Consider the following 23,898-nt stretch of genomic DNA (forward strand, 5'->3'; position numbering starts at 1 on the left):
TTTATCTTTTAAAATCATGGAGATAAAATTATAATGCCGGCTGGTTTTGGGTTTTATTCTAACCAGTTGGTTGCGGCTTTCACTATGCAGAACCGTCCCGGTGAGAGCCTCTTGAGCTGGAAAAATGGACGTCATACTGTGTGGGCATTGCGATGGTCATGGTGACCATCGGTGCGCAGGAGAGACCCTATGACATCACGAATTTGCACGGCTGGGCTTCAGATCGCCACGCCTCTGTACGAGTTGGTACGCGACGAGATAGCACCGGGAACCGGCATCGATGCCGAGCAGTTCTGGCAGCAGTTTGCCGAGCTGGTGGCGGAGCTGGCACCGGTCAACCGGCAGTTGTTGGAACGGCGGGACCAGTTGCAGCAGCAGATTGACCAGTGGCACCGGGAGCATCCGGGTGCTGCTTTCGATGCGGCCGATTACCGGTCTTTTCTGCGCGAGATCGGTTACCTGGTGGAGGAGGGGGGCCCGGTCAGGGTGACCACCTCGGGGGTGGATGAGGAGATTGCCAGCATTGCGGGCCCCCAGTTGGTGGTGCCGGTGATGAACGCCCGTTTTGCCCTCAACGCGGCCAACGCCCGTTGGGGCAGTCTGTACGACGCTTTCTATGGTACCGACCTGATTGAGGAGTCCGCCGGCCTGGAGAAAGGAGGAGCCTATAACCCCGCCCGCGGCCAGCGGGTGGTGGCGATGGCCTGCGAGTTCCTGGACCAGACCGCTCCCCTCAGCCAGGGCTCTCACAGTGAGGTGACCGACTATCGCCTCGACCACTCCACGGGGGAGGCCCGCCTGCAGGCCCGCCTGCAGAATGGAACCGAGACGGGGTTAGCGGACAGTGCCTTGCTGGTCGGCTACCGGATGGAGGGGGAGCGTCTGGCCTCCCTGCTGCTGCGCCACCATGGCCTGCATATCGAGATCCAGATCGACCGCGAGCACCCGGTGGGCAAGGGCTCTCTGGCTGGCGTTAAGGACCTGGTGATGGAATCCGCCCTCACCACCATCCAGGACTGTGAGGATTCGGTGGCCGCGGTCGACGCCGAGGACAAGGTGGTGGTGTATCGCAACTGGCTGGGCTTGATGAAGGGCACCCTTGAGGAGCAGTTGGAAAAGGGGGGGCGTACCCTGACCCGTCGTCTCAACCCGGATCGAGAGTACACAGACCTCAATGGCCAGCCGATGAAGCTGCACGGGCGCAGCCTGATGCTGGTGCGGAATGTGGGCCACCTGATGACCACCGATGCGGTACTCGATGCTGAAGGTAACGAGGTGCCAGAGGGGTTCCTGGACGCGATGGTGACCACCCTCTGCGCCCTGCACGATATCAAGGGGAATAATGCGCTTCGCAACAGCCGTACCGGCAGCCTCTATATCGTTAAGCCGAAGATGCATGGTCCGGAGGAGGTTGCCTTCGCAAACCGTCTCTTCTCCCGGGTCGAGGATGCCCTGGGGCTGGCACGTAATACCATGAAGATCGGGGTGATGGACGAGGAACGCCGCACCACCGCCAACCTTAAGGCCTGTATTCGCGAGGTCAGTGAGCGTCTGGTGTTTATCAATACCGGCTTCCTCGACCGGACCGGAGATGAGATCCACACCAGCATGGAGGCCGGTGCGGTGCTGCCCAAGGAGCAGATCAAGGCGCAGCCCTGGATCGCGGCCTATGAGAACTGGAACGTGGACATCGGTCTCGAAGCCGGACTGCGGGGTCATGCCCAGATCGGTAAGGGGATGTGGCCCAAGCCCGATGAGATGCGCGAAATGATGGCGAGCAAGCGTGCGCACCCAGAGGCGGGCGCCAACTGTGCCTGGGTTCCTTCACCCACCGCCGCCACGCTCCATGCGACCCACTACCACCAGGTCAATGTCTCCTCGGTGCAGGAGCAGCTGAGCCAGCGCGAGCGGGCCAGCCTGGAGGCCATTTTGACGCCTCCCCTGCTGGGTGACCGCTCGCTTTCTGCCGCAGAGGTCCAGGCCGAACTCGACAACAACGCCCAGGGGATTCTCGGCTATGTGGTGCGCTGGATCGATCAGGGGGTGGGCTGTTCCAAGGTGCCCGACATCAACAACGTCGGGTTGATGGAGGATCGTGCGACCCTGCGCATCTCCAGTCAGCATATAGCCAACTGGTTGCGACACGGCATCTGTAGTGAGGCGCAGGTGCTTGAAACTCTCCAGCGTATGGCGGCGATTGTCGATCGCCAGAATGCAGGTGATGCGGCCTATCGCCCCATGGCGCCCGACTTTGACAGCAGCATCGCCTTCCAGGCGGCCTGTGACCTGATATTCAAAGGCTGTGATCAGCCCAGTGGCTATACTGAGCCGGTACTGCATGCCCGTCGTCAACAGGCCAAGGCGCAGCAGCGTGCTTGATGGTTTTAATCCGGATAAGGAGAGAGTGATATGTTAACGATTCACCGACTGGAACAGCGCGAGGCGAGGTTGTTGATAGAAGGGGCCCGCCAGCGGGCCGAGGCGATCGGGGTGCCGATGTGCATCGCGATTACCGATGAGTCCGGTAACCTGCTGGCCTTTGAGCGCATGGATGGTGGCAAGACCAGCAGTGTGATCATTGCCCAGGACAAGGCCTACACGGCCGCCGCCGCCCGCAAGGCGACCCACGATTACAATCAGGTCAATGTGCCCGGCAATCTCGCCTTCGGTATCCACACCGAAGTGGGGGGACGCATCTCCTCGGTGGGAGGTGGGCTACCGGTGATGGTCAACGGTGAGGTTGTAGGGGGGATCGGGCTTAGCTCGGGTACTCCCCAACAGGATATGGAGTGTGCCCAGGCCGGCATTGACTACTTTATGCAGCAGAGCGCCGGACACTAGCACAATACAGAGGAGGGGGAGCGCCGCGTTTACGTGGCGCTTTTCCCGTTTAGGAGAGCCATGAAACAGCAACCCCTGATCAGTAAATCGGCGCTGGCACAGCGATTTCGGGAAGTGATCAATCCCGCCTTTGTCATCGAGGACAGCGAAACCCAGAAGCCCTACGAGTGCGATGGGCTCTCGGTCTATACCGAGATGCCTCTGCTGGTAGTGCTGCCGGACACCGTGGCGCAGGTGCAGGAGGTGATGCGCATCTGCCACCATTATCAGGTACCGGTGATCGCCCGCGGAGCCGGGACCGGCCTCTGCGCCGGCGCCATGCCTAGCCCCGATGCGGTGGTGCTGTCGCTGGCCCGTTTCAACCGGATTCTGGAGATCGATCCCCGCAGCCGGACTGCCCGGGTGCAGCCGGGGGTCCGCAATCTTGCGATCTCTGAAGCGGCGTCGGAGCAGGGGCTTTACTACGGCCCCGACCCCTCCTCCCAGATCGCCTGCACCATCGGTGGCAACGTGGCGGAAAATTCGGGCGGGGTGCACTGCCTCAAGTACGGTTTGACGGTCCACAATATCCTCGAGCTGGAGATGATTACCGTCGAGGGAGAGCGGGTAGTGGTCGGCTCCCAGGGGCTCGACAGTGCCGGCTACGACCTGATGGCCCTGATGACCGGCTCCGAGGGGCTGCTTGGGGTCGTCACCGAGGTGCGGGTTCGTTTGCTGCCCACCCCCGAGGTGGCGCAGGTGGTGATGGTGGCCTTCGATTCCGTGCAAAAGGCGGGGGATGCGGTGGGTGGCATTATCGCCGAGGGGATTATCCCGGCGGGGCTGGAGATGATGGACGGCTATGCCATCCAGGCCGCCGAAGCCTTCGCCAAGGCCGGCTACCCGGTGGAGGCCGAGGCGCTTCTGCTGTGCGAGGTGGACGGGACCCGCGAGGAGGTGGAGGAGCACCTTGCGCGGGTGGAGTCGCTGTTTGTGGAACTGGGGGCGATCGCGACCCGGGTCTCCCACAATGAAGAGGAGCGTGCGCTGCTGTGGAAGGGACGTAAATCAGCCTTTCCCGCCGTCGGTCGCCTGTCTCCCGACTACTACTGCATGGATGGCACCATTCCGCGCGGGCAACTGACCCATGTCCTCACCGAGATGCAGAAGCTCTCCGACCACTATGGTCTACGGGTAGCCAATGTGTTCCATGCCGGTGACGGTAACCTGCACCCGCTGATCCTGTTTGACGCCAATGTACCGGGCGAGCTGGAGAAGACCGAGGAGTTTGGCGCCCGCATCCTGGAGCTCTGTGTAGAAGTGGGTGGCTGTATTACCGGCGAGCACGGCGTAGGGGTGGAGAAGATTCGGCAGATGCACAGCCAGTTTAATGATCAGGAGCTGAGCCTGTTTCACGCCATCAAACACGCCTTCGATCCCCGTGGAAGCCTTAATCCGGGCAAGGGCATCCCGGTGTTGAAACGCTGTCAGGAGTATCGCTCCCTTGACCATATCGATGAACCGTCCACGGCAGGGGGAACGCACTGATGACGGACCAGTTAGCTCAGATTATTGATCAGGTAAATACGGCCCGGCACAGCAACCGACCTCTGCTCATCAAGGGTGGCGGCAGTAAATCCTTTATGGGGCGTGCATCCTCTGAGGGCGATATCCTGGAGGTGTCCGGCCATCGCGGCATCGTCAACTACCAGCCGGTGGAGTTGGTACTGACGGCCCGTGCCGGAACCCCGATTCGTGACATCGAAGCGGCTCTGGATGAGCAGGGCCAGCGACTCAGTTTTGAGCCGCCCCTGTTTGGCGGCGAGGCCACCATCGGTGGCACCCTGGCCACCAACCAGTCCGGCCCGGGTCGACCCTGGCAAGGCTCGGTTCGGGACATGGTGCTGGGGGTGCGGCTGGTAAATGGCGAAGGGGAGCACCTGCGCTTCGGCGGGCAGGTGATGAAAAACGTAGCGGGTTACGACCTCTCCCGCTTCCAGGCCGGCGCCATGGGCACCCTGGGTGTGATCACCGAGGTCAGCCTCAAGGTGCTCCCCAAACCCGCCTGTAGTCGAACCCTGCGCATTGAGTGCGATGCCCAGGAGGCGATCGATACCATGAATCGCCTGGCGGGGACCCCCAAGCCCCTGACCGCCGCCTGCTGGCTCGACGGTGTGCTCTATCTCCGGCTGGAGGGGGCCTCCAGTGCCGTGGAGGGGACCATCGCCCAGTGGCCCGGCGCGGTATGGGAGGAGGTAGCTGATTTCTGGACCCGCCTGCGGGAGCAGCAGCTGGACTATTTTGAAGGCGACCAGCCCCTGTGGCGCTTCTCCATCAACTCGGCGGCGCCACAACTGGCGGCCGCCGGGCAGTTGATCGATTGGGGGGGCTCCCAGCGCTGGTTGCGGGGCGAGCAGGATAGTGAGGCGCTGCAGCACTGGGCCCGTGAGCAGGGGGGAAGTGTGGCCCTCTATCGAGGGGGCGACCGCCTTGGTGAGGTGAATCCCCCCCTGCCGGAGCCGATCCAGCGACTGCACCAGCGCGTGAAGCACGCGGTGGATCCCCACGGATTATTCAACCCCGGTCGGCTCTACAGCTGGTTGTAAGGGGACGGACAGAGATATGAAAACCCAGATTAGTGAACAGTACCGGGGCAGTGCCGAGGGGCAGGAAGCCGAGGCGATCCTGCGCAGTTGCGTACACTGTGGCTTTTGTACAGCCACTTGCCCGACCTATCAGGAACTTTGCGACGAGCGGGACGGTCCCCGCGGTCGTATCTATTTGATCAAGCAGCTGCTGGAGGGGGGGGAGGTGACCGACCGTACCCGAACCCACCTCGACCGCTGCCTCACCTGTCGCAGCTGCGAAACCACCTGTCCCTCCGGGGTCAAGTACGGCCGCCTGGTGGATATCGGGCGTGGTCTTATGGAGCAGTCGCTGCCCCGCAGTCCGGCTCAGCGGGCGATTCGCTGGGCCCTGCGACAGGTGTTGCCCTATCGCAACCGCTTCGGCCCGCTGCTGAAATTGGGGCAGGTGATGCGGCCGCTGTTGCCATCGGCCCTCAAGGCCAAAGTGCCCCCGACCCAGAGCGCATCACCCTGGCCCACCCGCAGCCATCCCCGGCGCATGCTGGCGTTGCAGGGCTGTGCCCAACCAGCGGCAACACCCAACACCCTGGCGGCCACCGCTCGCGTACTCGACCGGCTGGGGATCTCGCTGGTGGTGGCTCCGGAAGCCGGCTGTTGTGGCGCTGTGAGCTACCACCTGGCCGCCCACAGCGAGGGGCTGGACTTTATGCGTCGTAACATTGATGCCTGGTGGCCTGCCGTGGAAGCGGGCGCCGAGGCGATCCTGATAACCGCCAGCGGTTGTGGCGCGATGGTGGAGGAGTATGGCCACCTGCTACGGGATGATCCTGCCTACGCCGAGAAGGCGCGTCGAATCAGCGAGCTGTGTCGGGATATCAGTCAGGTTCTGGCGGCGGAGGATCTTTCGGTGCTGGCCCTCAAGGGCGGCCAGGAGCGCATCGCCGTTCACTGCCCCTGCACCCTGCAGCATGCCCTCAAACAGCCCCAGACCGTACAGAAGATCCTGCGTTCAGTCGGCTTCGAGCTGACCCAGACCCGTGACAACCACCTCTGCTGTGGCTCGGCAGGCACCTATTCGATCCTGCAGCCGGAAATGAGCCAGACCCTGCTGGGCAATAAGCTGGAGGCCCTCACAATGGATAATCCGGATCGTATTGTGACTGCGAATGTCGGCTGCCAACTGCACCTGCAGAGCCGCGCGCAACAACCGGTTTCCCACTGGATTGAACTGCTCGACCAGCCGGGTTGATGCCCGTGGTGGAGCATCGAAAAGTCGTGGCAGGGAAACGGGGCAAGAGCGGGCAGGTACAATCCCTGTCCCGCGCTTTCCAGCTGCTGATGCGCCTGTCGGAAGATGAGATGGGCTTTACTTTGTCGGAGCTGGCAAGCCTCGAGCAGCTCCCCCCCTCCACCGTGCACCGTCTGCTCAATAGCATGCGGCAACTGGGTTTTACCGAGCTGGATGAGTCCCGTGGCCGGTGGAGTGTGGGTATCAACGCTTTTCGCTGCGGCAACGCCTACCTCAAGAAGCGTGATTTTATCGCCCAGTCGCGCGCAGTCATGAAACGGTTGGTGGAACAAACCGGCGAAACCTCCAATCTTGGGGTGTTGCGTGATGCTGAGGTGGTGTTTGTGGGGCAGGTGGAATGCCAGGCCGTGATGCGTATGGTGGTACGGGTAGGCAGCAGTGGCCCGATTCATGCCAGTGGCGTGGGTAAGGCGCTGCTGTCGGCCCTTCCGATGACTGAAGCCCTGAAGCTGTTGGGTCGGAGTGGCATGACGGCGCTTACCCCCCGCACCCTGACCACCCAGGCTGCTTTCAGTGAAGAGCTGCGGGCCATTCGCTTGCGCGGTTACTCCATCGATGACGAGGAGCAGAACGAAGGGCTGCGCTGTATAGCGGCCAATGTCTATGACGAGTTCGGCATGGCTCTGGCGGCGGTCTCCATCTCCGGGCCCACGGTCCGGGTGCAGCAGCAGCGGGTTGCCGAACTGGGGGCCCAGGTAGTGGCCGCGGCGGATGAGATTACCCACCTGATCGGCGGGTGCAGACCCGAGGGGCAATAATCTGCTAGGATTCCCGCTCGGTTACAAAGCGTAACTGCCATAACAAAGGCTCTAGAGGGCCTGAACAGAGACAGGGGGCCCAGAGCCCCAGCAGCGGAGCAAAAAAAGAATGAGTGAACTCGTTAACTTGCAACTCGATGGCAAGGTGGCCACCGTCACCCTCAACAATGGCAAGGTCAATGCGATCTCCCCCGAGGTGATTGTGCAGCTCAATGAGGCCCTTGACCGGGTGGAAGCGGCGGGCGCCGTTCTGGTGTTGGCTGGCTCTCCGGGTATCCTTTCCGGTGGTTATGACCTGCGGGTAATGGGCAGCGGAGCCGATGCAGCTATTGCACTGGTGAGCGCCGGCTCTACCCTTGCCCGACGACTGCTCTGCTTCCCCACGCCGGTCGTGGTGGCCTGCGAGGGCCATGCGGTTGCCAAGGGGGCGTTTTTGCTTCTGTCCGGAGACCTGCGCATCGCAGCAGACGGCGATTTCAAGATTGGCCTCAACGAGGTGGCGATCGGTATGACCATGCACCATGCCGGCATTACCCTGGCTCGCCAGCGGCTGACACCGGCAGCCTTTGAGCGGGCGGTGGTGCTGGCGGAGATGATGGATCCAAAGCAGGCGCAAATCGCCGGCTTTGTGGACCAGGTTGTTCCTGCGGCGTCGGTGCTGGCTACGGCCCAGCAGGCGGCCCAGGTTCTCTCCCGGCTGGATATGAAAGCCCATTACCAGACCAAGCTGAAGACCCGCAAGGCATTGCTCGACACCCTGGACCAGGCGATTGAGCTGGATAAGCAGCAGTTGATCTAAGCGTTGAGCTCAGCGGCCGCGCCGAGATGCGGGGCCGCTGGCTAGGCGAGGGCTGAGCGGCTGGGGGTGTGTTGCCTGGAATCACTCCTTTGGAGCGGAATCTGGATATTGATATGGATCCCTTTGCCTGGCAGGCTCTGAACGTTGATCGTGCCTTTGAGGGATTCGGTGACCAGGTTGTACACCAGGTGCATTCCCAGTCCGGTATTACCGGCAGCACGGCGGGTCGTAAAGAAGGGCTCAAACATGCGTGATAACTGCTCCTCCTCCATACCGCTACCATTATCGCAGTAGTGGATCAGCAGACACTCCCCACTGAGGTTGCAATGGACCTTAATGATGCCTTTGTCCTGCTCGGAGAAACCGTGCTGTAGCGAGTTGATCACCAGATTGCTGAACACCTGGTAAAGGGCACCGGGGTTGGTGGTGATGGAGATAGAGGGGTCGCACTCCAGTTGAACTTCATGGGGTGTCTTTTTGAGGAGTGGGCGGAGGCTGACCAGCATCTCATGGAGATAGTTGCTGAGCCTAATGGTCCGTATCGAACTCGTGCTCTGATCCACCGACACCTGCTTGAAGCTGGCGGTCAACTCGGCTGCACGGCTGAGGTTTTTAAGCAGAATCTGGGTGCCTTCGGTGGCGGTGTCGAGATATTTTTTCAACTCCGAACGCGACAGGGTCTGTTGTTCAAAGGAGTGGATCAATTGTTGGGTACAGCCGTGCAAGTGCGAGGCAGCGGTGACGCCTATGCCCACCGGCGTATTGATCTCATGGGCAATTCCGGCGACCATGCTGCCCAGCGCTGACAGTTTTTCGGCGCTGATCAGCTGCTGCTGGGCCTGCTTGAGCTGGGTAAAGTCGCTGCCGGTCCCCTGATAACCGGCAAAACTGCCATCGACATTGTAAAAGGGGGAGCCACTGATCTTGATGGAAAAGGGATCCCCATCGGACTTGATCCCGCTGTATTCAAACTCCTTGAAGGGCTGGTGGTTGTGGATCTGTTGCAGGAGTTTTTGCCAGTCGGAACTGCTCGTGTTACCGCCACCCTGTTGGACAAACTGTTCACGGGTTTTGCCCAGTATCTCTTCCGGACGGTATCCCATCACCTCGTAGAAGCGCGGTGACAGGTAGATAAAGCGGTGCTCGGAGTCGGTTTCCCAGATCCAGTCCGAGGCTGATTCGACGATGTTACGCAAGCGCTCGGCACTGCTCTCCAGCTCCCGCTCTAGCTTAACCTGGGCAGTCACATCGTGGCCGGCCCCCCGATACCCGATAAATTTTCCTTGGTCGTCAAAGCGTGCCTTGCCGCTGACCCGATAATGGATGACCCTGTCGCCGAGGCGCACGGCGTACTGAAAACCATGGAAATCCTGGTGCGCCTCCATTGTCTGCTGGTGGGCACGCCACTCCTCGGGTTTCGCTTCGGCCAGCAAGGGGGTGAAGAGCTCCCACCGTGTTTTACCAAATACCTGCTCTGGCCCTAACCCCAGTTTTTTCAGTATGTGCTCGGAGATATAGGTGAACCGGAGTTCGGCGTCGGTTTCCCAGATGGAGTCGAACATGAAATCGGCGATATCCAGCAGGCGTTCACGCTGCTGTTGCAGTTGTGCTTCAGCCTCCAATCGCCCGCTGCGGGCGCTCTGCAGATGCTCCGTCTGGAGGGTGAGGGCCTGCTTGAGTTGCTGCTGGTCGCGCCGGATGATGTGCTGCTCCTTCAGCATCACCTCCACACAGGTACGAACAATAGCGGCATAATTGCGAGCCTGCGCCAATGGAGCTGCCACCCCCAGGCAGAATACCGGTGTGCCCTCAATGCGGACCGGTAGATTACATCCCTCAAGCATGTAATCGGAGTTGGCTGCCATCTCGGCAGTTACCTCCAGTTCATTCACCTCTCCGCTGAGAACACGCGAGGATCCTTCGTGGGGTTGGCCGGCGCGCCCCTCAATCGAGGAGGCTACCACGATCCCGGTTCCGGCCATGATGCTGATCTGGCAGGGAACCTGGGCAGCCACTTCGCGGCAGATGCTGCTCAGGGCCTCTATCTCGATACAGAGACCTGCTTCCTGCTGTAGGGGGGGGGATGATGCCATTCAGGGAGTATCCAGCTTATGGCTACCATCGCACAGGGGTGCGGTAGCGGTTTGCTTGCAGAGACAGAAAAAAACCCGGGTATTCTGGGTGGCTTCGTAGGGCAGGGGGGAGAGGCCGGTTCCCTGATGGGAACCGTCACAAAAGGGTTGTTTGGCGCTACGGCCACAGGCACACCAGAAGTAGCGCTTCCCCTGGGTGACCTCCACGGCTACGGGGGCATTACCGGCACGGACAGCATCACTCATCTCAAACTCCATCGGCACTTTTCCTAGAGCATAGTCCAAGGTGAAGTGTTGGCACCAGAGTGGTGCGCCCTGGCGCAGCGGGTGGGTTATTGCGCGAGCATTCGAAGTGCTGTGTCGAGCATGCGGTTGGAGTAGCCCCACTCATTATCGTACCAGGCCATCACCTTCACCTGTCGCCCGCAGACTCGGGTTTGAGGGGCGTCGAAGCAGGCGGAATGAGGGTTGTGGTTAAAGTCGATGGAAACCAGGGGGCGCTCGTTGTAGTCGAGTACAGCGGAGTGGCTGGCGGCGTCACCCATGATCTGGTTGATCTCCTCCACACTGGTATCGCGGGCGGCAATAAAGGAGAGGTCGACCACAGAGACGTTCAGGGTGGGTACGCGCAGGGCCTGGCCGTCCAGGCGACCCGCCAGCTCGGGCAGTACCAGTCCAACCGCGGCGGCAGCGCCGGTTTTGGTGGGAATGATGGACTGGAAAGCGGCGCGGGCCCGGTAGGGGTCGCGGTGATAGGCATCGGAGACGTGCTGGTCATTGGTAACGGCGTGGATGGTGGTCATTAGCCCGTTGACCACACCGATATGGTCATTGAGAACCTTTAACACTGGTGCCAGGCAGTTGGTGGTGCAGGAGGCGTTGGAAACGATGCGGTGCTCCGCTTTCAGTATATGGTCATTGACGCCATAGACGATGGTGGCGTCGACCTCCTTGGCCGGTGAGGAGATCAGCACCCGGCGGGCGCCGGCGTTGAGGTGGGCTGAGGCGGCCTCACGGGTTTTAAAGCGGCCACTGCACTCCAGCACCAGGTCAATGCCGAGACGATCCCAGGGCAGGGCGGCCGGGTCGGGTTCGTTTAATAGCGCGATGCGGTCCCCCATCAGGCTCAAGCTTTCCTGGTCGTGATCGACAGTGCCGCCCATGCGGCCGTGCACGGAATCGTACTGGAGAAGGTGGGCGTTGATGGCGGGATCGCCCAGGTCATTGATGGCGACCACCTGCAGCTGCTGGCGGTAGCCGTTTTCATAGAGGGCGCGCAATATCGTACGGCCGATGCGGCCAAAACCATTAATAGCAATTCGAAGGGTCATAGGGGTTCCTTGTCGCAGGCTCTGTGCCTGGGCCCAGCGGGCCAGTATCCTTGATGGGGTCTCCAGAGTGGCTGGGTGGCCCAGCGCTGAGTTTACCCCGCTTGCGACAAAATTAGACCCTGTTTCCGCTGAATTTATCCCGCTTCCGGTCAATGCTCCAGGGCCTTGGTGGACTCAGCCCTGGGCCGCCTTGGGTTCGTAGATAACGTAGATCTTTTTGGTGGTTTCGACCACCTCCCACTCACCACTAAAGCCTGCCGGGATAACGAAATTATCCCCCGCCTTGAGGTGCACCTCACCACCCTTGGCATCGCGCAGGATGGAGTGCCCGGCCAGAATCTGGCAGAACTCATGCTCACTGTAGCTGACGCGCCAGCAGCCGGGTTCTGACTGCCAGATGCCGCTGAAGAACTGCTCGCTGGGGTCGCTGTAGTGGTTCCACAGGGTCTGCTGCGGGTCACCCTTGAGCTGCTTTTCAGCCTCCACCCGGTAGGTTTCGGCGGTGGTCTCGGCCTGGTCAAAAAGAATAATATTTTTTACATTCATGGTGCGCCTGGCTCCCTGTTTGCCCGTTTACTGTTGTTAATTAGCTGGTTCGATTCTACGTGTCGCCATGGTTATGTCCAATAAAACGAACATTTATGGGTAGCTGTGCCCACTGGAACCTTAGTGTTATAGTCGGGTAATAGCCGGTAAATCCGGGCTGTGCCCATCAATCGAGGAGCCAACGATGGTACGAATTCTTGCTTTTGCCGGTAGTGCTCGCCGGCACTCGTGGAACAAAAAGCTGGTGGCAATAGCCGGGGAGGCTGCCAGTGCGGCGGGCGCAGAGGTGACCCGGGTGGACCTTGCGGACTATCCCATGCCCATCTACTGCGAGGACCTGGAGGCGGAGCAGGGGTTGCCTGACAGCGTGCGCCGTTTTAAGCAGCTGTTAGTCGATCACGATGGTTTTCTGATCGCCTCCCCTGAGCACAACAGCGCTTACAGCGCGTTGCTGAAAAATGCGATCGACTGGTGCAGTCGCCGTGAACAGCAGGATGAGCCGTCTCTGCTGGCTTTTAATGGCAAAGTGGCCGCCCTGATGTCGACCTCGCCGGGGGCTCTGGGGGGATTGCGGGGGTTGGTTAGCCTGCGCATGCTGCTGGGCAATATTGGGGTGCTGGTGCTGCCGCAGCAGCAGGCGGTTGGCAACGCGGTGCAGGCCTTTGGGGAGGAGGGGCAGCTGCTGGACCCTGGCCAGCAATCACGGATTGAGGGGCTGGGGGTGGCGTTGGTGGAGACGGTGCGTCGCCTGAACGGGGGCTAATCCTTGCAGCGCTGGCGTTAAATCTCCAGTAGCCAGTCGCCGTGACCCAAAAGGCGACCATCGGCGGGCGGCCTGGGCATGGTGTAGATCCAGCTGTGACCGTAACGACTGGGGATGCGGGAGCGCTGGTAGAGGTCGGGGTAGCGCTCGAACTGGTCCAGCAGTTCCAATTGAAGCGGATTTACCCGATAGATTTCACCCAGTAGCCGCTGGTTGCCCCCCTCGACGGCGGCGGGGTAGAGGCCCAGGCTGTAGAATGCGTAGATCGGTGGTGTCTGTTCGAAGCCGAGAAAATGTGCCCCCGCCATGCGCTCATGGCAGTGCGCTCCCTGGCGCAGCGACCCGTAAACAAAGACCAACTGTTCCATCTCAGACTGTTACCTCGGAGGGGAAGAAGAGCGCGAGGCTGTTGCGGTAGGCGTGGCGGAGCAGGTGCTCGGTATCGACCTCGAGCTCCTCGGCGATGCGCTGGGCGATAAAGGGCAGATAGCAGGGACTGTTGGGTTTGCCGCGGTAGGGGACCGGTGCCAGGTAGGGGGAGTCGGTCTCCAGGACCAGCTGCTCGATGGGGGTGGCACGCACCACCTCTCGCACGTTCTCGGCACGGTTAAAGGTGGCGATGCCGTTAAAACCCAGCATAAAACCCTGTTCCAGGCAGTAGCGGGCCAGCGCCATGCCCGAGGTGAAACTGTGGATCACCCCCTTGCGGGCCAGACTGCGCTCGAAGTTGGCAAGGATCGCCTGGGTGTCTTCGTCGGCCTCGCGGCTGTGGATCACCACTGGCAGCTGCCGGTCGACGGCGATCTGCAGCTGGCGCTCAAACACCTCGCGCTGCACTTTGCGGTCGGCGTGGTCGTAGTAGTAATCGAGGCCAATTTCACCCACCGCCAACATGCGAGGGTCGTCCAGCTGCTCGATGATCTGGGCTTCCACGTCGATGTTGTATTGCTCGGCGTCGTGGGGGTGGATCCCCTGAGTTCCCCAGATGCGTGAATCGACCCGGCTCAGTTTCAACACCTTTTCCAGGTTGTCGGGGGAGACGGCGATGGTCACCATGCGTTCGATGCCAAGTTCGGCTGACCGCGCCAGCAGCTCATCGAGCTCGCCCTCGTCGAGATAATCGAGGTGGCAGTGGGTTTCGATGATCGGATGGTTAAAACGGGGGATGTCAGGTTTCTTTTTGCTCATGGGAACTCCGGCCAGGGTCGCCCATTTTACCACGGGTGGGGGCGAGCTTGTCTTCTCCTGTGGTGAATAAAGCCGCTCCGGACCGCTCCTTATTGGGGGCGTGCGGGGACGCTGGGCTGGTTGGCCGCGGAGTGAAGCCATTGGCAAAAGAGCTGGACTCGCTTGAGGTCGCGCTTCTCCCGCGGCATCACCAGGTAGTAGGCAAACTCGGAGGGCAGGCTGAGGGTGAAGGGACGCACCAGCCGGCCGCTGGCAACCTCCTCCTCCACCAGGGTGGCGCGGGCCAGGGCAACCCCCTGGCCGGAGAGCGCCGCTTCAATGGTGAGGCTGGAGTCGCCGATGGTGTAGCCCGGGTTGCGGGGCTGGTAGTTGACCCCGGCGCAGTGAAACCAGTTGACCCAGTCCAGGTCACCGGGGCCCATGTCGTGCAGTAGACGGTAGTGAAGGAGGTCGGCCGGGGCGGTCAGAGGGGGGCCCTCCTCCAGTAGTCGGGGGGAGCAGACCGGATAGGCTTCATCGCGCATCAACAGCTCGCTGTGAAGGCCCGGGTAGTGCCCGCGGCCAAAGCGTATCGCCATGTCCATATCGCTGTTGCCGAAGTCCACCAGTGACAGTGAGGCGGAGATGCGTACCTCCTGGTCGGGGTGCTGGGTGGAGTAGCGGATCAGGCGAGGGATCAGCCAGCGATAGGCCAGGGAGGGGAGCACCGACAAATTGAGGGGACGCTGCTGTTGCTCATCGATAAGGGTTTGTACCCCCTGCTGGAGGGCGTGCATCGCCTCGCTGACGAAGGGCAGCAGGCGCTGCCCCTCATCGGTCAGCAGCAGGCGCCGGCTAAGGCGGCGAAACAGCGGATAGCCCAACTGCTCTTCCAGCTGGCGGATCTGTTGGCTGACCGCTGCCTGGCTGACAAAGAGCTCGTCGGCGGCACGGGTGAAGCTCAGGTGGCGGGCCGCAGCCTCAAACACCCGGAAGCCGTTGAGTGAGGGGAGTCGAAGCTTCATAGGGTCATTACAAGATAAGTAAAACTTATATATACCCTAGATTTAACCGTTTGTCGAAAAGGGGTTTGGTCGTTAGTTTTAGATCTCAAGGCTGAATACATCAGCATTTAACCGGGAGGAGGTCGATCATGAATCAGGGATTTTGCATAAATAATAGTTGTGGTTATGGGAATGGAAGCAGGCGCGCCGGGAGCGCGTTGGCCGGCCGGCGGTGGAAGGCCCTTGTTGCCAGGGTGCGTTTGTGGCGCCAGCGGGCACAAACCCGTCGCTACCTGCGTGAGATGCCCTCCCATCTGCTTAAGGACGTAGGCATTGATGAGTCCCAGCGACAGCGGGAGGTGGACAAGCCCTTCTGGCGTTGAAGCCTACTGGGCCAGCATGAAGTCGAGGAAAGCGCGGTTGGCCCGGCTCAGGTAGCCGCCGCGTTTGCAGGCGATTGCCAGCTTCAGGTGGACCGGGTTGGAGAAGGGGATCGCCACCAGTTCGCTATCTCCGGCGATCACCATGCGCAGGAAGGTGGTGATCGCAAAACCGTTGGCGACGATCGATTTGGTGAGTGGGATCAGGTTGGTCTCGAAAGCGATCTGCGGATGCAGTTGGTGTGCCTGGCAGAGCTGGTCAATAAACTCCCGGTGAAAATAACCGGGTTTGAAGAGCGCCAGCTCCTCGGCAAAGAACGCCTCAACACTGACGCTGGGCTGCTGGGCGAAGGGGTGCTCCCGGTTGACGCAGACGATCATCTCCTCTTCAAGGAAACCGTGGGTTTCCAGTGTATCGGGCAGGTTGTGGTCCACCACGATCCCGAGGTCGAGTTCGCCGCTGAACAGCATCTGCTGGATAGCGCGGGTACCCGCCTCCACCACGCTGAGTTTAAGGTCGGGGTAGCGGTGCTTGAAGGCCATCAGCAGGGGAGGGAAGTAATAGGAGCCCAGCATGCTGGGGATACCGATTGAGACCTCTCCGCGCTCCAGTCCACTAAGCTCAGCCATCTCCCGCCTGGCATCGCGCAGCTGGGAGAGGATGAGGCGGCTATGGTGCAGCAGGCGCTCCCCCTCCGCTGTGAGGCTGATGCGCTTGTCCTGTCGGTTGAACAGGGTCAGCCGGAGGGCGTGCTCAAGTTTCTGCACTGCGATGCTGACCGCAGGCTGTGCCATATTCAGCTCCCCGGCGGCCCGGGTAAAGTTGAGGTGCTTGGCCACGGCATGAAAGCATTCCAGCTGGCGCAGGTTCATTGCGATCGCTCCTGAAGGAGTTAATCATATTAGAATGATATTGATATCATATAAATAATATATTTTATATATTGTTTGGCGGGCGCTAGAGTGCCATCCATGATCGAAGCACGCACCCCCCAATTCTGGCGTAGCACCCTGGCCCTGAGTCTCGGCTCCTTTATGGTGTTCGCCAATATCTATACCACCCAGCCGATGCTGCCGAGCTTTAGCGAGACGTTCGGGGTGTCGCCCCTGGTGGCCAGCTGGAGCCTCTCTTTGACCACCCTCATGCTGGCCTGTTCACTGCTGGTCTACGGCCCCCTGTCCGACGCCATTGGGCGCCGGGGGTTGATGCTGGTGTCGCTGGGCGGTGTGCTGCTGCTCACCCTCGCACTGGGCTTTGTGGAGGAGTTTGAAACCCTGCTCTGGCTTAGGGTGGTGCAGGGGTTCCTGCTGGGAGGCCTGCCGGCAATCGCCATCGCCTACATGGGCGATGAGTACAGCAAGCCGGCACTGGGCGTCGCGGTGGGCATCTACATCAGCGGCAACACCCTGGGTGGGATTGGCGGGCGCCTGGTGGGGGGCTTCATGACCGACCTGGCCGGCTGGCAGAGTGCTTTCTGGGTGATGTCGCTGATCAGTCTGGTCTGCCTGTCGCTGCTGCTGTGGCTGTTGCCCCCTTCGCGCCACTTTACCCCCAAGCCTTTCCGCCTGTGCGGGGTGCTGGGGGATATGGGACGCCACCTGCGTAACCCGGTACTGCTGCTGGCGTACCTGATTGGTGGGCTGAACTTCTTTATCTTCATCAACCAGTACAGCTACGTTACCTTTTTGCTGAGCGCCGAGCCCTACCTGCTCTCCGCCAGCTTTCTGGGCATGCTCTTTCTGTGCTATCTCAGCGGCACCTTTGCTTCCGCCCTGTCGGGGCGCATCGCCCGGGGGCTGCCGCAGCCCTTGTGCATGCTGATGGGGATTGCCATCTTTATGTGCGGCACCCTGGTGACCCTGATCCCCAGCCTGTGGGCAATTCTGGGGGGGCTGTTGATCAACAGTTTCGGCTTCTTCTTCTGCCACTCCATGGCCAGCTCCTGGGTGAGCCATAACGCCGCCTTCGCGCGAGGCAGCGCCTCCTCCCTTTACCTGGTGTTTTACTACGTGGGTGCCAGCAGTGGTGGCTTCTATCTGGAACCCTTCTGGCAGCAGTCGGGATGGTCTGGAGTGGTGCTGGGCTCGCTGCTGGTGTTGGCGCTGACCGCGGCCATGGCGCTGCGGTTGTGGCTGCGACCTGCGTCAACGGAGGTGATGCTGGAGCGCGTTGAGCCTCCCGGCCCGAGGCGTTCCGGACCCCACAGCGCCTGCGCCCGCTAGGCACCAGGGTGCAGCCGTGGGTGCGGGTAAATTGCATCTTTTGCCAAAGCTGCTAACGTATGCCCGATTTTCTTCCCGGGAGCGGCCATGAGCGACACCATCAAACTTACCGAGTACAGCCACGGCGCCGGGTGCGGCTGCAAGATCGCCCCCGGGGTGCTTGACCGTATTCTACAGTCCAACCTGGCGTTGCCCGATGATGAGCGCCTGCTGGTGGGCAACAGCTCCAAGGATGACGCGGCGGTCTACGACCTGGGCAACGGCACCGGGGTAATCAGTACCACCGACTTCTTTATGCCGATTGTGGACGACCCTTTCGATTTCGGACGCATCGCGGCCACCAATGCGATCAGCGATGTTTACGCCATGGGGGGCAACCCGCTAATGGCGATTGCGATCCTTGGTTGGCCGATCAACCAGCTGGATGCCGAAATCGCCGCCCAGGTGGTGGAGGGGGGGCGCCAGGCCTGCCTGGACGCCGGTATCCTGCTGGCCGGAGGCCACAGTATCGACGCTCCCGAGCCGATCTTCGGGCTGGCGGTCACCGGCCAGGTGAGCCTCGACCGCCTGAAACAGAACAATACCGCCACCGCCGGTAGTCGCCTCTACCTGACCAAGCCTTTGGGGGTGGGCATTCTCACCACCGCGCAGAAGAAAAAACTGCTGCAGCCCGAGCATGCCCACATCGCCCGCGATAGCATGTGTACCCTCAACCGCATCGGCGCCGAACTCTCCGCCCTGCCGGGCATCAGCGCGATGACCGACGTCACCGGCTTCGGCCTGCTCGGACACCTGCTGGAGCTGTGCGAGGGCAGCAACCTGGATGCGCGCATCCAGATGGCGCAGGTGCCTGTGATTGCCGAGGCCGAGCGCTACCGGCTGCAGGGTTGCGTGCCCGGGGGCACCCTGCGTAACTACCAGAGCTATGGGCACAAAGCGCCGCCATTGGACGAGTCGATGCAACAGATCCTCTGTGACCCCCAGACCAGCGGCGGTTTGCTGGTGGCGGTTGAGCCTCAGGAGGAGGCCGCATTCCTGGCGGTGGCCGAGGCCCATGGCCTTAGCCTGAGCTGCTTCGGCGAGCTGCTGCCAGCGCGCGGCGGAGTGCGGGTCGAGGTGGTCGCCGGATGAGCAAGCGCCCCAATATCGACATCGATCACTATCTGAATCTGTTCCTCGAGGATATCCCGCTGATGGATGTCCGCGCCCCTGTAGAGTTCGATAAGGGGGCGTTCCCTACAAGCCAGAACCTGCCGCTGCTCGATGATCGCCAACGGGAGCTGATCGGGACCCGCTACAAGAATGCGGGTCAGGATGCGGCGATCGCCCTCGGCAATGAGATGGCGACCGCAGATATAAAGGCGGCACGGGTGGCCCGTTGGCAGGCCTTTGCTGCGGCCCACCCAGAGGGGGTGCTCTACTGCTTTCGTGGCGGGCTGCGTTCGAAAATAAGCCAACAGTGGCTGGCGGAAGCGGGAATCGAGATGCCCTTCGTCGAGGGTGGCTACAAGGCACTGCGTCGTTTTCTGATTGACAGCATCGACGAGGTGATTGCCAGCGCTCGATTCATGGTGGTGGGCGGCCTGACGGGAACCGGGAAGACCCCGCTGCTGGCGGAGCTCGACAACAGCGTCGACCTGGAGGGGCTCGCGAACCACAAGGGTTCCAGTTTCGGTAAGCAGATCGGTGGCCAGCCCACCCAGATCAATTTTGAAAATGCCCTGGCGGTGCGCCTTCTGAAGTTGCGGGCCGCCGGACACAGCCTCATGGTGCTGGAGGATGAGAGCCGGATGGTGGGCCGTTGCGGTTTACCCCCGGCGCTGCAGGAGGCGATGGCACAGGCGCCGGTGGTGGTGATCGAGGCCGGCCTGGAGGAGCGTATTGAGCGCCTGCAGCGGGAGTACGTTGAGGATATGCTGACCGCTTACCGGTCGCATTTGGGTGAGGAGGAGGGCTACCTTGCCTTCTCAAATTACCTGCTGGATGCCATTGAGGGGATCCGTCGTCGTCTCGGGGGTGAGCGTTACCAGCAGATCCGGGATGCCCTCCAGCAGGCGCTGCAACATCGCCAGCTGGAGTCGGTGGCGGGGGTCTATCGCGATGCCATCGCCCAGGTGCTGGAGCAGTATTACGATCCCATGTACCAGTACCAGCTGGATCAGAAAAAGGAGCGCATCCGCTTCCGGGGTTCTTACTCCGAGGTGGTGAGCTACCTGCGGAACCTGGGCGTTGAGCAATGATCTCTGGCCCTGGGCCACATAAGGAAACAGTTATGAGCCGAGTATGGACCCCTTCCAGCTGGAGGGACTACCCCATCCAGCAGCAACCGGACTACCCGAATCCCCTGGCGCTGCAGGCCGTGGAGGAGCAGCTGGCGGGGTTCCCGCCGCTGGTGTTTGCCGGTGAGGCTCGGGATCTCAAACAGCAGTTGGCGGAGGTGGCCGAGGGGCGCGCTTTTCTGCTGCAGGGGGGGGACTGCGCCGAGAGCTTTGCCGAGTTTGGCGCCGATACCATACGCGATACCTTCAAGGTGCTGCTGCAGATGGCCATAGTGCTCACCTTCGGGGCCAGCTGCCCGGTGGTCAAGGTGGGACGCATGGCGGGTCAGTTCGCCAAACCCCGCAGTGCCGCCACCGAGGTGGTCGACGACGTGGAATTGCCGAGCTATCGGGGTGATATCGTCAACGGTATTGAGTTCGATGCCGTCGCGCGTATTCCTGATCCCCAGCGTATGCTGCAAGCGACCCATCAGGCAGCGGCCACCCTCAACCTGCTGCGCGCCTTCTCCAAGGGGGGGATGGCGGACCTGCACCAGGTGCACCGATGGAACCTGGACTTCATTCACAATCGGGACCTCAGCGAGCGTTACCAGCACCTGGCCGATCGCATCGATGAGACCCTGGGCTTTATGGCCGCCTGCGGGATGACGGCCGAGAACACCAAGGCGATCCGGGAAACCACCCTGTTCACCTCCCACGAAGCGCTGCTGCTGAACTACGAGCAGGCGTTTACCCGGCGCGACAGCCTGAGTGGCGACTGGTATGACTGCTCTGCCCATATGCTGTGGATCGGTGATCGTACGCGCCAGCTCGACTCGGCCCACGTCGAGTTTTTGAGCGGGGTCTGTAACCCGATCGGACTGAAACTGGGGCCCAGCATCACGGAAGATGAGCTGCTGCGCCTGATTGAGCGTCTCAACCCCCATAACGAAGCGGGGCGGCTGAACCTGATCGTGCGCATGGGGGCCGACCGGGTGGCCGAAACCTTCCCACCGCTGTTACGGGCGGTGCAGCGGGAGGGGGCCCGGGTGGTCTGGAGTTGTGACCCGATGCACGGCAATACCATCAAGGCCAGCAGCGGCTACAAGACCCGCCCCTTTGAGCAGATACTGCGGGAGGTCCGGGGCTTCTTCGATGTGCATCGTGCCGAGGGCAGCTATGCCGGCGGCGTTCACTTCGAGATGACGGGGCAGGATGTTACCGAGTGCACCGGCGGCAGTGGCTCCATTACCGAGGAGTTGCTGGGTGATCGTTACCATACCCAGTGCGACCCCCGACTGAATGCCGACCAGGCACTGGAGCTGGCCTTCCTGATGGCGGAGATGCTAAAGGATTGTCGATCCGGCGGGCGTTAATCAGGGTTTTTGGTTGAGCCCGTAGCCCATCCACTTGTAGAGGTTGTCGTTCATTACATGGGCGGCGTGGCCACTGTGTTGGGAGTGGCTGAGCCATTCGCTCATCTGTTGCAGCGGAAAGTCGCAGAGGCTGGCGCGGGAGATGCCGATATAGAGTTCGAAAGAGGCGATATCCACCGGCATCTTCTCGAACACCCCCTCCATGTCGAGCAGGGAGACAAAGAGATCATCCTGAATCTGGGGGTAGATGGCGTAGTCGACCCGGCCGACGTTGAGCATCTTCAGCCCCTGTTGTGCGTTCTGGATGCGTAGCAGGTCGAGTTCGGCTTCGGCAAAGGCCTCGAAGCGGGCCCCGAGGTAGGTATCCTTGGAGGCGACGCCCTTGAGTTTGCGCAGCTGGGACCAGTCGGTGATCTCGAGATTGCTTCTGCGACGGGTAATCACAATGTAGCTTTGGGTGTAGATGGGGGGTTCAACAAAGACCGTGTAACTTTCGGCCTCCGGGGTACGGGCCATAGCGGGATTGATATCAAACTTACCCAGCTTGAAATCCCGCATCACCCGGTTGTTGCCGCCTTTGAAATCGGAGTGGACCGAGATACCCTGTTCGGCCAGCATCTCGCTCACTAACTCCGGGGCCGAACCCAGCGTCGACAGGTAGTCCCCCCAGACCACCGGCGGCAGGTTCGGATGCCCGGCGATGGTGACCTGGCTGCAGGCCTGGCCGTGGGCTCCCGTTGAGGCCAGCAGCAGCCAGGGCAGGTGCAGAAAATAACGTCGTAGTGCGCGCATACTGGTCCTCTGGGGAGAGCTGGTGCGGTCGGTGGACGATTTGTTGATCAATTTACTCAAGCTTATCACGGCTTTACAAAGGGTGAGAAGGTGGGATGGTGAGCAGGGCTCAGATGGTTCAGTGGCGCAGCCTGGCGGATGGGGTCAAGGTCTCTCTTGGTGAACACGCCCTGCGCCTCAGCGACCGCGGACTCTGCTGCAGCTTGCGGCAGGGACCACAGTTTTATCGGCGTACCCTCAATGGCCACTGGTTCCAGGTGGATACAGGACGTCGTCGGCTGGCGGACGATGAAGTTGAGCGGCTGCTGGCCCGGGTTCGGGAACATTGCCAGCGGCTGTTGGAGAGCCTCCCCGACGATGCCCTGAGGGAACCCCTGGAGCGTGCCATCCACGCCGACTATCGGGCCGATGCCGAGCGTTACCAGCAGATCTATCCAGAGGATGTGCCTATTCTGCCACCGGATCGCTATCGTGACCTGGTGGTACAGCCGGCAACCGGATGCCCCAATCGGCGCTGTCATTTTTGCGCTTTCTACCGTGATCGCCCCTTTGCCCTGTTGTCCGAGGAGGCGTTCCAACAACAACTGCTCGCTATCAAGGGCTGGCTGGGGGAGGGGGTCAGGCAGCGTAACGGTGTGTTTTTGGGCTCGGCCAACGCGCTGGCTCTCTCCCAGCGGCGCCTGCTAGGGGTGCTGGAGCATACCCGTCAGCTGTTCGGTCAACTCCCAAGGGGCGTTGCCAGTTTCTGGGACCCGGATTTTTCACCGAGCCGCTCAGCCAACCAGTGGCGGGAGTTACAACAAGCCGGCCTGAAACGACTGGTGGTCGGGGTGGAGACGGGAGACGGGGGGCTGCGCAGGGAACTCGGCAAAGGGGACGACACAGAGCGCCTGACGGAGGCTTTGACGGTGGCGAGCCAGGCAGGCATCCCTTTGGGTATCTGCATTCTGGTCGGTGCCGGCGGCGAGCAGCTTAGCGACCGTCATCTGGAAAACACGTTGCGCTGGATTACTGCCTTGCCGCTTGGGCGCCAGGACCTGGTCTACCTGTCGCCCCTGCAAAACCTGGATACCGGGCAGGCTTCCCCCCGTCCGTTGAGCGACTGGCTAGCCGCAGAACAAGCCAGTTTCAAGCGACAGCTTACCCATTACAGTAACGCACAAGTCACCGATTACAGGATGGAGGATTATGGCTACTACAGTTGAGCAATCATCATTTTATAAGCGCCTGCTGCTGCAGGCTGAGGCGTTGGTGGGCGATGAAACCGATGCCATAGCCAATATGGCAAACCTTTCCAGCCTGCTGTTTATGGAGATGGACCGGCTCAACTGGGCCGGGTTTTATTTGGCACAGGATCAGCAGCTGGTACTGGGCCCCTTCCAGGGGCGACCGGCCTGCATTCGCATCGACATGGGCAAGGGGGTTTGCGGTACCGCCGCCTTAACCGGCGAGCCCCAGATCGTCCTGGATGTTCACCAGTTTCCGGGGCATATTGCCTGCGATGCGGCCAGTAACAGTGAGTTGGTCATCCCTTTCTACGATGAGCAGGGGCTGGTCGGGGTGCTGGATCTCGATAGCCCCGAGCGGGGGCGCTTCGATGCCGGTGACCTGGGGGGGCTACAGCCGTTGCTCAACCTGCTACAAGCGAGCGACTATGGTTTCCTGCGCCGTTAGCCGGCAGTTGGCCCGCT

General features: G+C 61.2%; 24 protein-coding genes. 15 read left to right on the forward strand and 9 right to left on the reverse strand.

All coding sequences use genetic code 11. From position 1 onward, the window contains the following. Positions 1 to 189 precede the first annotated feature (189 nt). From D0544_RS03995 to D0544_RS04025, 7 genes are all read left to right on the forward strand, one after another. On the forward strand, positions 190 to 2,379 hold the full coding sequence (locus D0544_RS03995) for a malate synthase G (RefSeq protein WP_125014705.1): 2,190 nt from the start codon (positions 190 to 192) through the stop codon (positions 2,377 to 2,379). A 30-nt stretch (positions 2,380 to 2,409) separates the two neighbouring features. Further along, positions 2,410 to 2,841: a GlcG/HbpS family heme-binding protein gene (locus D0544_RS04000; protein ID WP_125014706.1), complete on the forward strand. Its 432-nt coding sequence runs from the start codon at positions 2,410 to 2,412 to the stop codon at positions 2,839 to 2,841. A 60-nt stretch (positions 2,842 to 2,901) separates the two neighbouring features. Next, the gene (locus D0544_RS04005; protein WP_125014707.1) at positions 2,902 to 4,368 is read left to right on the forward strand and encodes an FAD-linked oxidase C-terminal domain-containing protein; all 1,467 of its coding nucleotides are present in this window, start codon (positions 2,902 to 2,904) and stop codon (positions 4,366 to 4,368) included. Continuing rightward, positions 4,368 to 5,426 carry a glycolate oxidase subunit GlcE gene (gene glcE / locus D0544_RS04010; RefSeq protein WP_125014708.1) on the forward strand — a complete coding sequence of 353 codons (1,059 nt, stop codon included), beginning with the start codon at positions 4,368 to 4,370 and terminating at the stop codon, positions 5,424 to 5,426. The genes D0544_RS04005 and glcE overlap by 1 nt, the downstream gene beginning before the upstream one ends. 16 nt (positions 5,427 to 5,442) lie before the next feature. Further along, positions 5,443 to 6,657 carry a glycolate oxidase subunit GlcF gene (gene glcF / locus D0544_RS04015; RefSeq protein WP_125014709.1) on the forward strand — a complete coding sequence of 405 codons (1,215 nt, stop codon included), beginning with the start codon at positions 5,443 to 5,445 and terminating at the stop codon, positions 6,655 to 6,657. Positions 6,658 to 6,683: 26 nt separating this feature from the next. Next, complete coding sequence (locus D0544_RS04020; RefSeq protein ID WP_243647244.1) at positions 6,684 to 7,475, forward strand: IclR family transcriptional regulator; 792 nt, start codon at positions 6,684 to 6,686, stop codon at positions 7,473 to 7,475. 109 nt (positions 7,476 to 7,584) lie between these two features. Then, positions 7,585 to 8,274 (forward strand): crotonase/enoyl-CoA hydratase family protein, encoded by a 690-nt coding sequence (locus D0544_RS04025; RefSeq protein ID WP_125014711.1) that lies wholly within the window; start codon positions 7,585 to 7,587, stop codon positions 8,272 to 8,274. Between the two features lie 41 nt (positions 8,275 to 8,315). On the opposite strand, the gene D0544_RS04030 is transcribed toward D0544_RS04025, so the two are convergent. The 4 genes from D0544_RS04030 to D0544_RS04045 all read right to left on the reverse strand — a co-directional run bounded on the left by D0544_RS04030 (position 8,316) and on the right by D0544_RS04045 (position 12,244). Next, complete coding sequence (locus tag D0544_RS04030; RefSeq protein ID WP_125014712.1) at positions 8,316 to 10,367, reverse strand: PAS domain S-box protein; 2,052 nt, start codon at positions 10,365 to 10,367, stop codon at positions 8,316 to 8,318. Further along, positions 10,368 to 10,613 carry a CDGSH iron-sulfur domain-containing protein gene (locus tag D0544_RS04035; protein WP_125014713.1) on the reverse strand — a complete coding sequence of 82 codons (246 nt, stop codon included), beginning with the start codon at positions 10,611 to 10,613 and terminating at the stop codon, positions 10,368 to 10,370. It abuts the gene before it with no gap. An 86-nt stretch (positions 10,614 to 10,699) separates the two neighbouring features. Beyond that, positions 10,700 to 11,698, reverse strand: coding sequence for a type I glyceraldehyde-3-phosphate dehydrogenase (gap, locus tag D0544_RS04040; RefSeq protein ID WP_125014714.1), 999 nt, complete (start codon positions 11,696 to 11,698; stop codon positions 10,700 to 10,702). Positions 11,699 to 11,872: 174 nt separating this feature from the next. Continuing rightward, positions 11,873 to 12,244, reverse strand: a complete 372-nt coding sequence (locus D0544_RS04045; protein WP_125014715.1) for a cupin domain-containing protein — start codon at positions 12,242 to 12,244, stop codon at positions 11,873 to 11,875. A gap of 184 nt (positions 12,245 to 12,428) precedes the next feature. Here D0544_RS04045 and D0544_RS04050 point away from each other — a divergent pair, with 184 nt between their 5' ends. After that, on the forward strand, positions 12,429 to 13,007 hold the full coding sequence (locus D0544_RS04050; protein ID WP_125014716.1) for an NADPH-dependent FMN reductase: 579 nt from the start codon (positions 12,429 to 12,431) through the stop codon (positions 13,005 to 13,007). Between the two features lie 17 nt (positions 13,008 to 13,024). On the opposite strand, the gene D0544_RS04055 is transcribed toward D0544_RS04050, so the two are convergent. From D0544_RS04055 to gcvA, 3 genes are all read right to left on the reverse strand, one after another. Beyond that, positions 13,025 to 13,375: a gamma-glutamylcyclotransferase family protein gene (locus D0544_RS04055; protein ID WP_125014717.1), complete on the reverse strand. Its 351-nt coding sequence runs from the start codon at positions 13,373 to 13,375 to the stop codon at positions 13,025 to 13,027. Position 13,376: 1 nt separating this feature from the next. Then, on the reverse strand, positions 13,377 to 14,195 hold the full coding sequence (locus D0544_RS04060) for a TatD family hydrolase (RefSeq protein WP_125014718.1): 819 nt from the start codon (positions 14,193 to 14,195) through the stop codon (positions 13,377 to 13,379). Positions 14,196 to 14,284: 89 nt separating this feature from the next. Beyond that, positions 14,285 to 15,199: a transcriptional regulator GcvA gene (gene gcvA / locus D0544_RS04065; RefSeq protein ID WP_125014719.1), complete on the reverse strand. Its 915-nt coding sequence runs from the start codon at positions 15,197 to 15,199 to the stop codon at positions 14,285 to 14,287. Positions 15,200 to 15,396: 197 nt separating this feature from the next. Between gcvA and D0544_RS04070 the strand changes: the two genes are divergently transcribed. Continuing rightward, positions 15,397 to 15,561, forward strand: coding sequence for a DUF1127 domain-containing protein (locus D0544_RS04070; protein ID WP_207905754.1), 165 nt, complete (start codon positions 15,397 to 15,399; stop codon positions 15,559 to 15,561). Between the two features lie 3 nt (positions 15,562 to 15,564). Here the strand turns inward: D0544_RS04070 and D0544_RS04075 are convergent, their stop codons facing one another. Then, complete coding sequence (locus D0544_RS04075; RefSeq protein ID WP_125014721.1) at positions 15,565 to 16,431, reverse strand: LysR family transcriptional regulator; 867 nt, start codon at positions 16,429 to 16,431, stop codon at positions 15,565 to 15,567. A 99-nt stretch (positions 16,432 to 16,530) separates the two neighbouring features. Between D0544_RS04075 and D0544_RS04080 the strand changes: the two genes are divergently transcribed. The 4 genes from D0544_RS04080 to D0544_RS04095 all read left to right on the forward strand — a co-directional run bounded on the left by D0544_RS04080 (position 16,531) and on the right by D0544_RS04095 (position 21,415). Continuing rightward, positions 16,531 to 17,781 carry an MFS transporter gene (locus D0544_RS04080; protein WP_125014722.1) on the forward strand — a complete coding sequence of 417 codons (1,251 nt, stop codon included), beginning with the start codon at positions 16,531 to 16,533 and terminating at the stop codon, positions 17,779 to 17,781. Between the two features lie 87 nt (positions 17,782 to 17,868). Beyond that, positions 17,869 to 18,912 (forward strand): selenide, water dikinase SelD, encoded by a 1,044-nt coding sequence (selD, locus tag D0544_RS04085; RefSeq protein ID WP_125014723.1) that lies wholly within the window; start codon positions 17,869 to 17,871, stop codon positions 18,910 to 18,912. Next, positions 18,909 to 20,021 carry a tRNA 2-selenouridine(34) synthase MnmH gene (gene mnmH / locus D0544_RS04090; RefSeq protein ID WP_125014724.1) on the forward strand — a complete coding sequence of 371 codons (1,113 nt, stop codon included), beginning with the start codon at positions 18,909 to 18,911 and terminating at the stop codon, positions 20,019 to 20,021. The genes selD and mnmH overlap by 4 nt, the downstream gene beginning before the upstream one ends. Before the next feature lie 32 nt (positions 20,022 to 20,053). Further along, positions 20,054 to 21,415, forward strand: a complete 1,362-nt coding sequence (locus D0544_RS04095) for a class II 3-deoxy-7-phosphoheptulonate synthase (protein WP_125014725.1) — start codon at positions 20,054 to 20,056, stop codon at positions 21,413 to 21,415. Here D0544_RS04095 and D0544_RS04100 read toward each other — a convergent pair whose 3' ends face one another. Beyond that, positions 21,416 to 22,207, reverse strand: coding sequence for a type 2 periplasmic-binding domain-containing protein (locus tag D0544_RS04100; protein WP_125014726.1), 792 nt, complete (start codon positions 22,205 to 22,207; stop codon positions 21,416 to 21,418). A 113-nt stretch (positions 22,208 to 22,320) separates the two neighbouring features. On the opposite strand from D0544_RS04100, the gene D0544_RS04105 reads away from it, so the two are divergent. Beyond that, a complete protein-coding gene (locus D0544_RS04105; RefSeq protein ID WP_164880828.1) occupies positions 22,321 to 23,412 on the forward strand; it encodes a radical SAM protein in 1,092 nt (363 codons plus the stop codon). Beyond that, positions 23,396 to 23,881, forward strand: a complete 486-nt coding sequence (locus tag D0544_RS04110) for a GAF domain-containing protein (RefSeq protein ID WP_125014728.1) — start codon at positions 23,396 to 23,398, stop codon at positions 23,879 to 23,881. The genes D0544_RS04105 and D0544_RS04110 overlap by 17 nt, the downstream gene beginning before the upstream one ends. Positions 23,882 to 23,898: the final 17 nt, after the last annotated feature.

This window comes from Aestuariirhabdus litorea (genome assembly GCF_003864255.1).
Taxonomy (GTDB): domain Bacteria; phylum Pseudomonadota; class Gammaproteobacteria; order Pseudomonadales; family Aestuariirhabdaceae; genus Aestuariirhabdus; species Aestuariirhabdus litorea.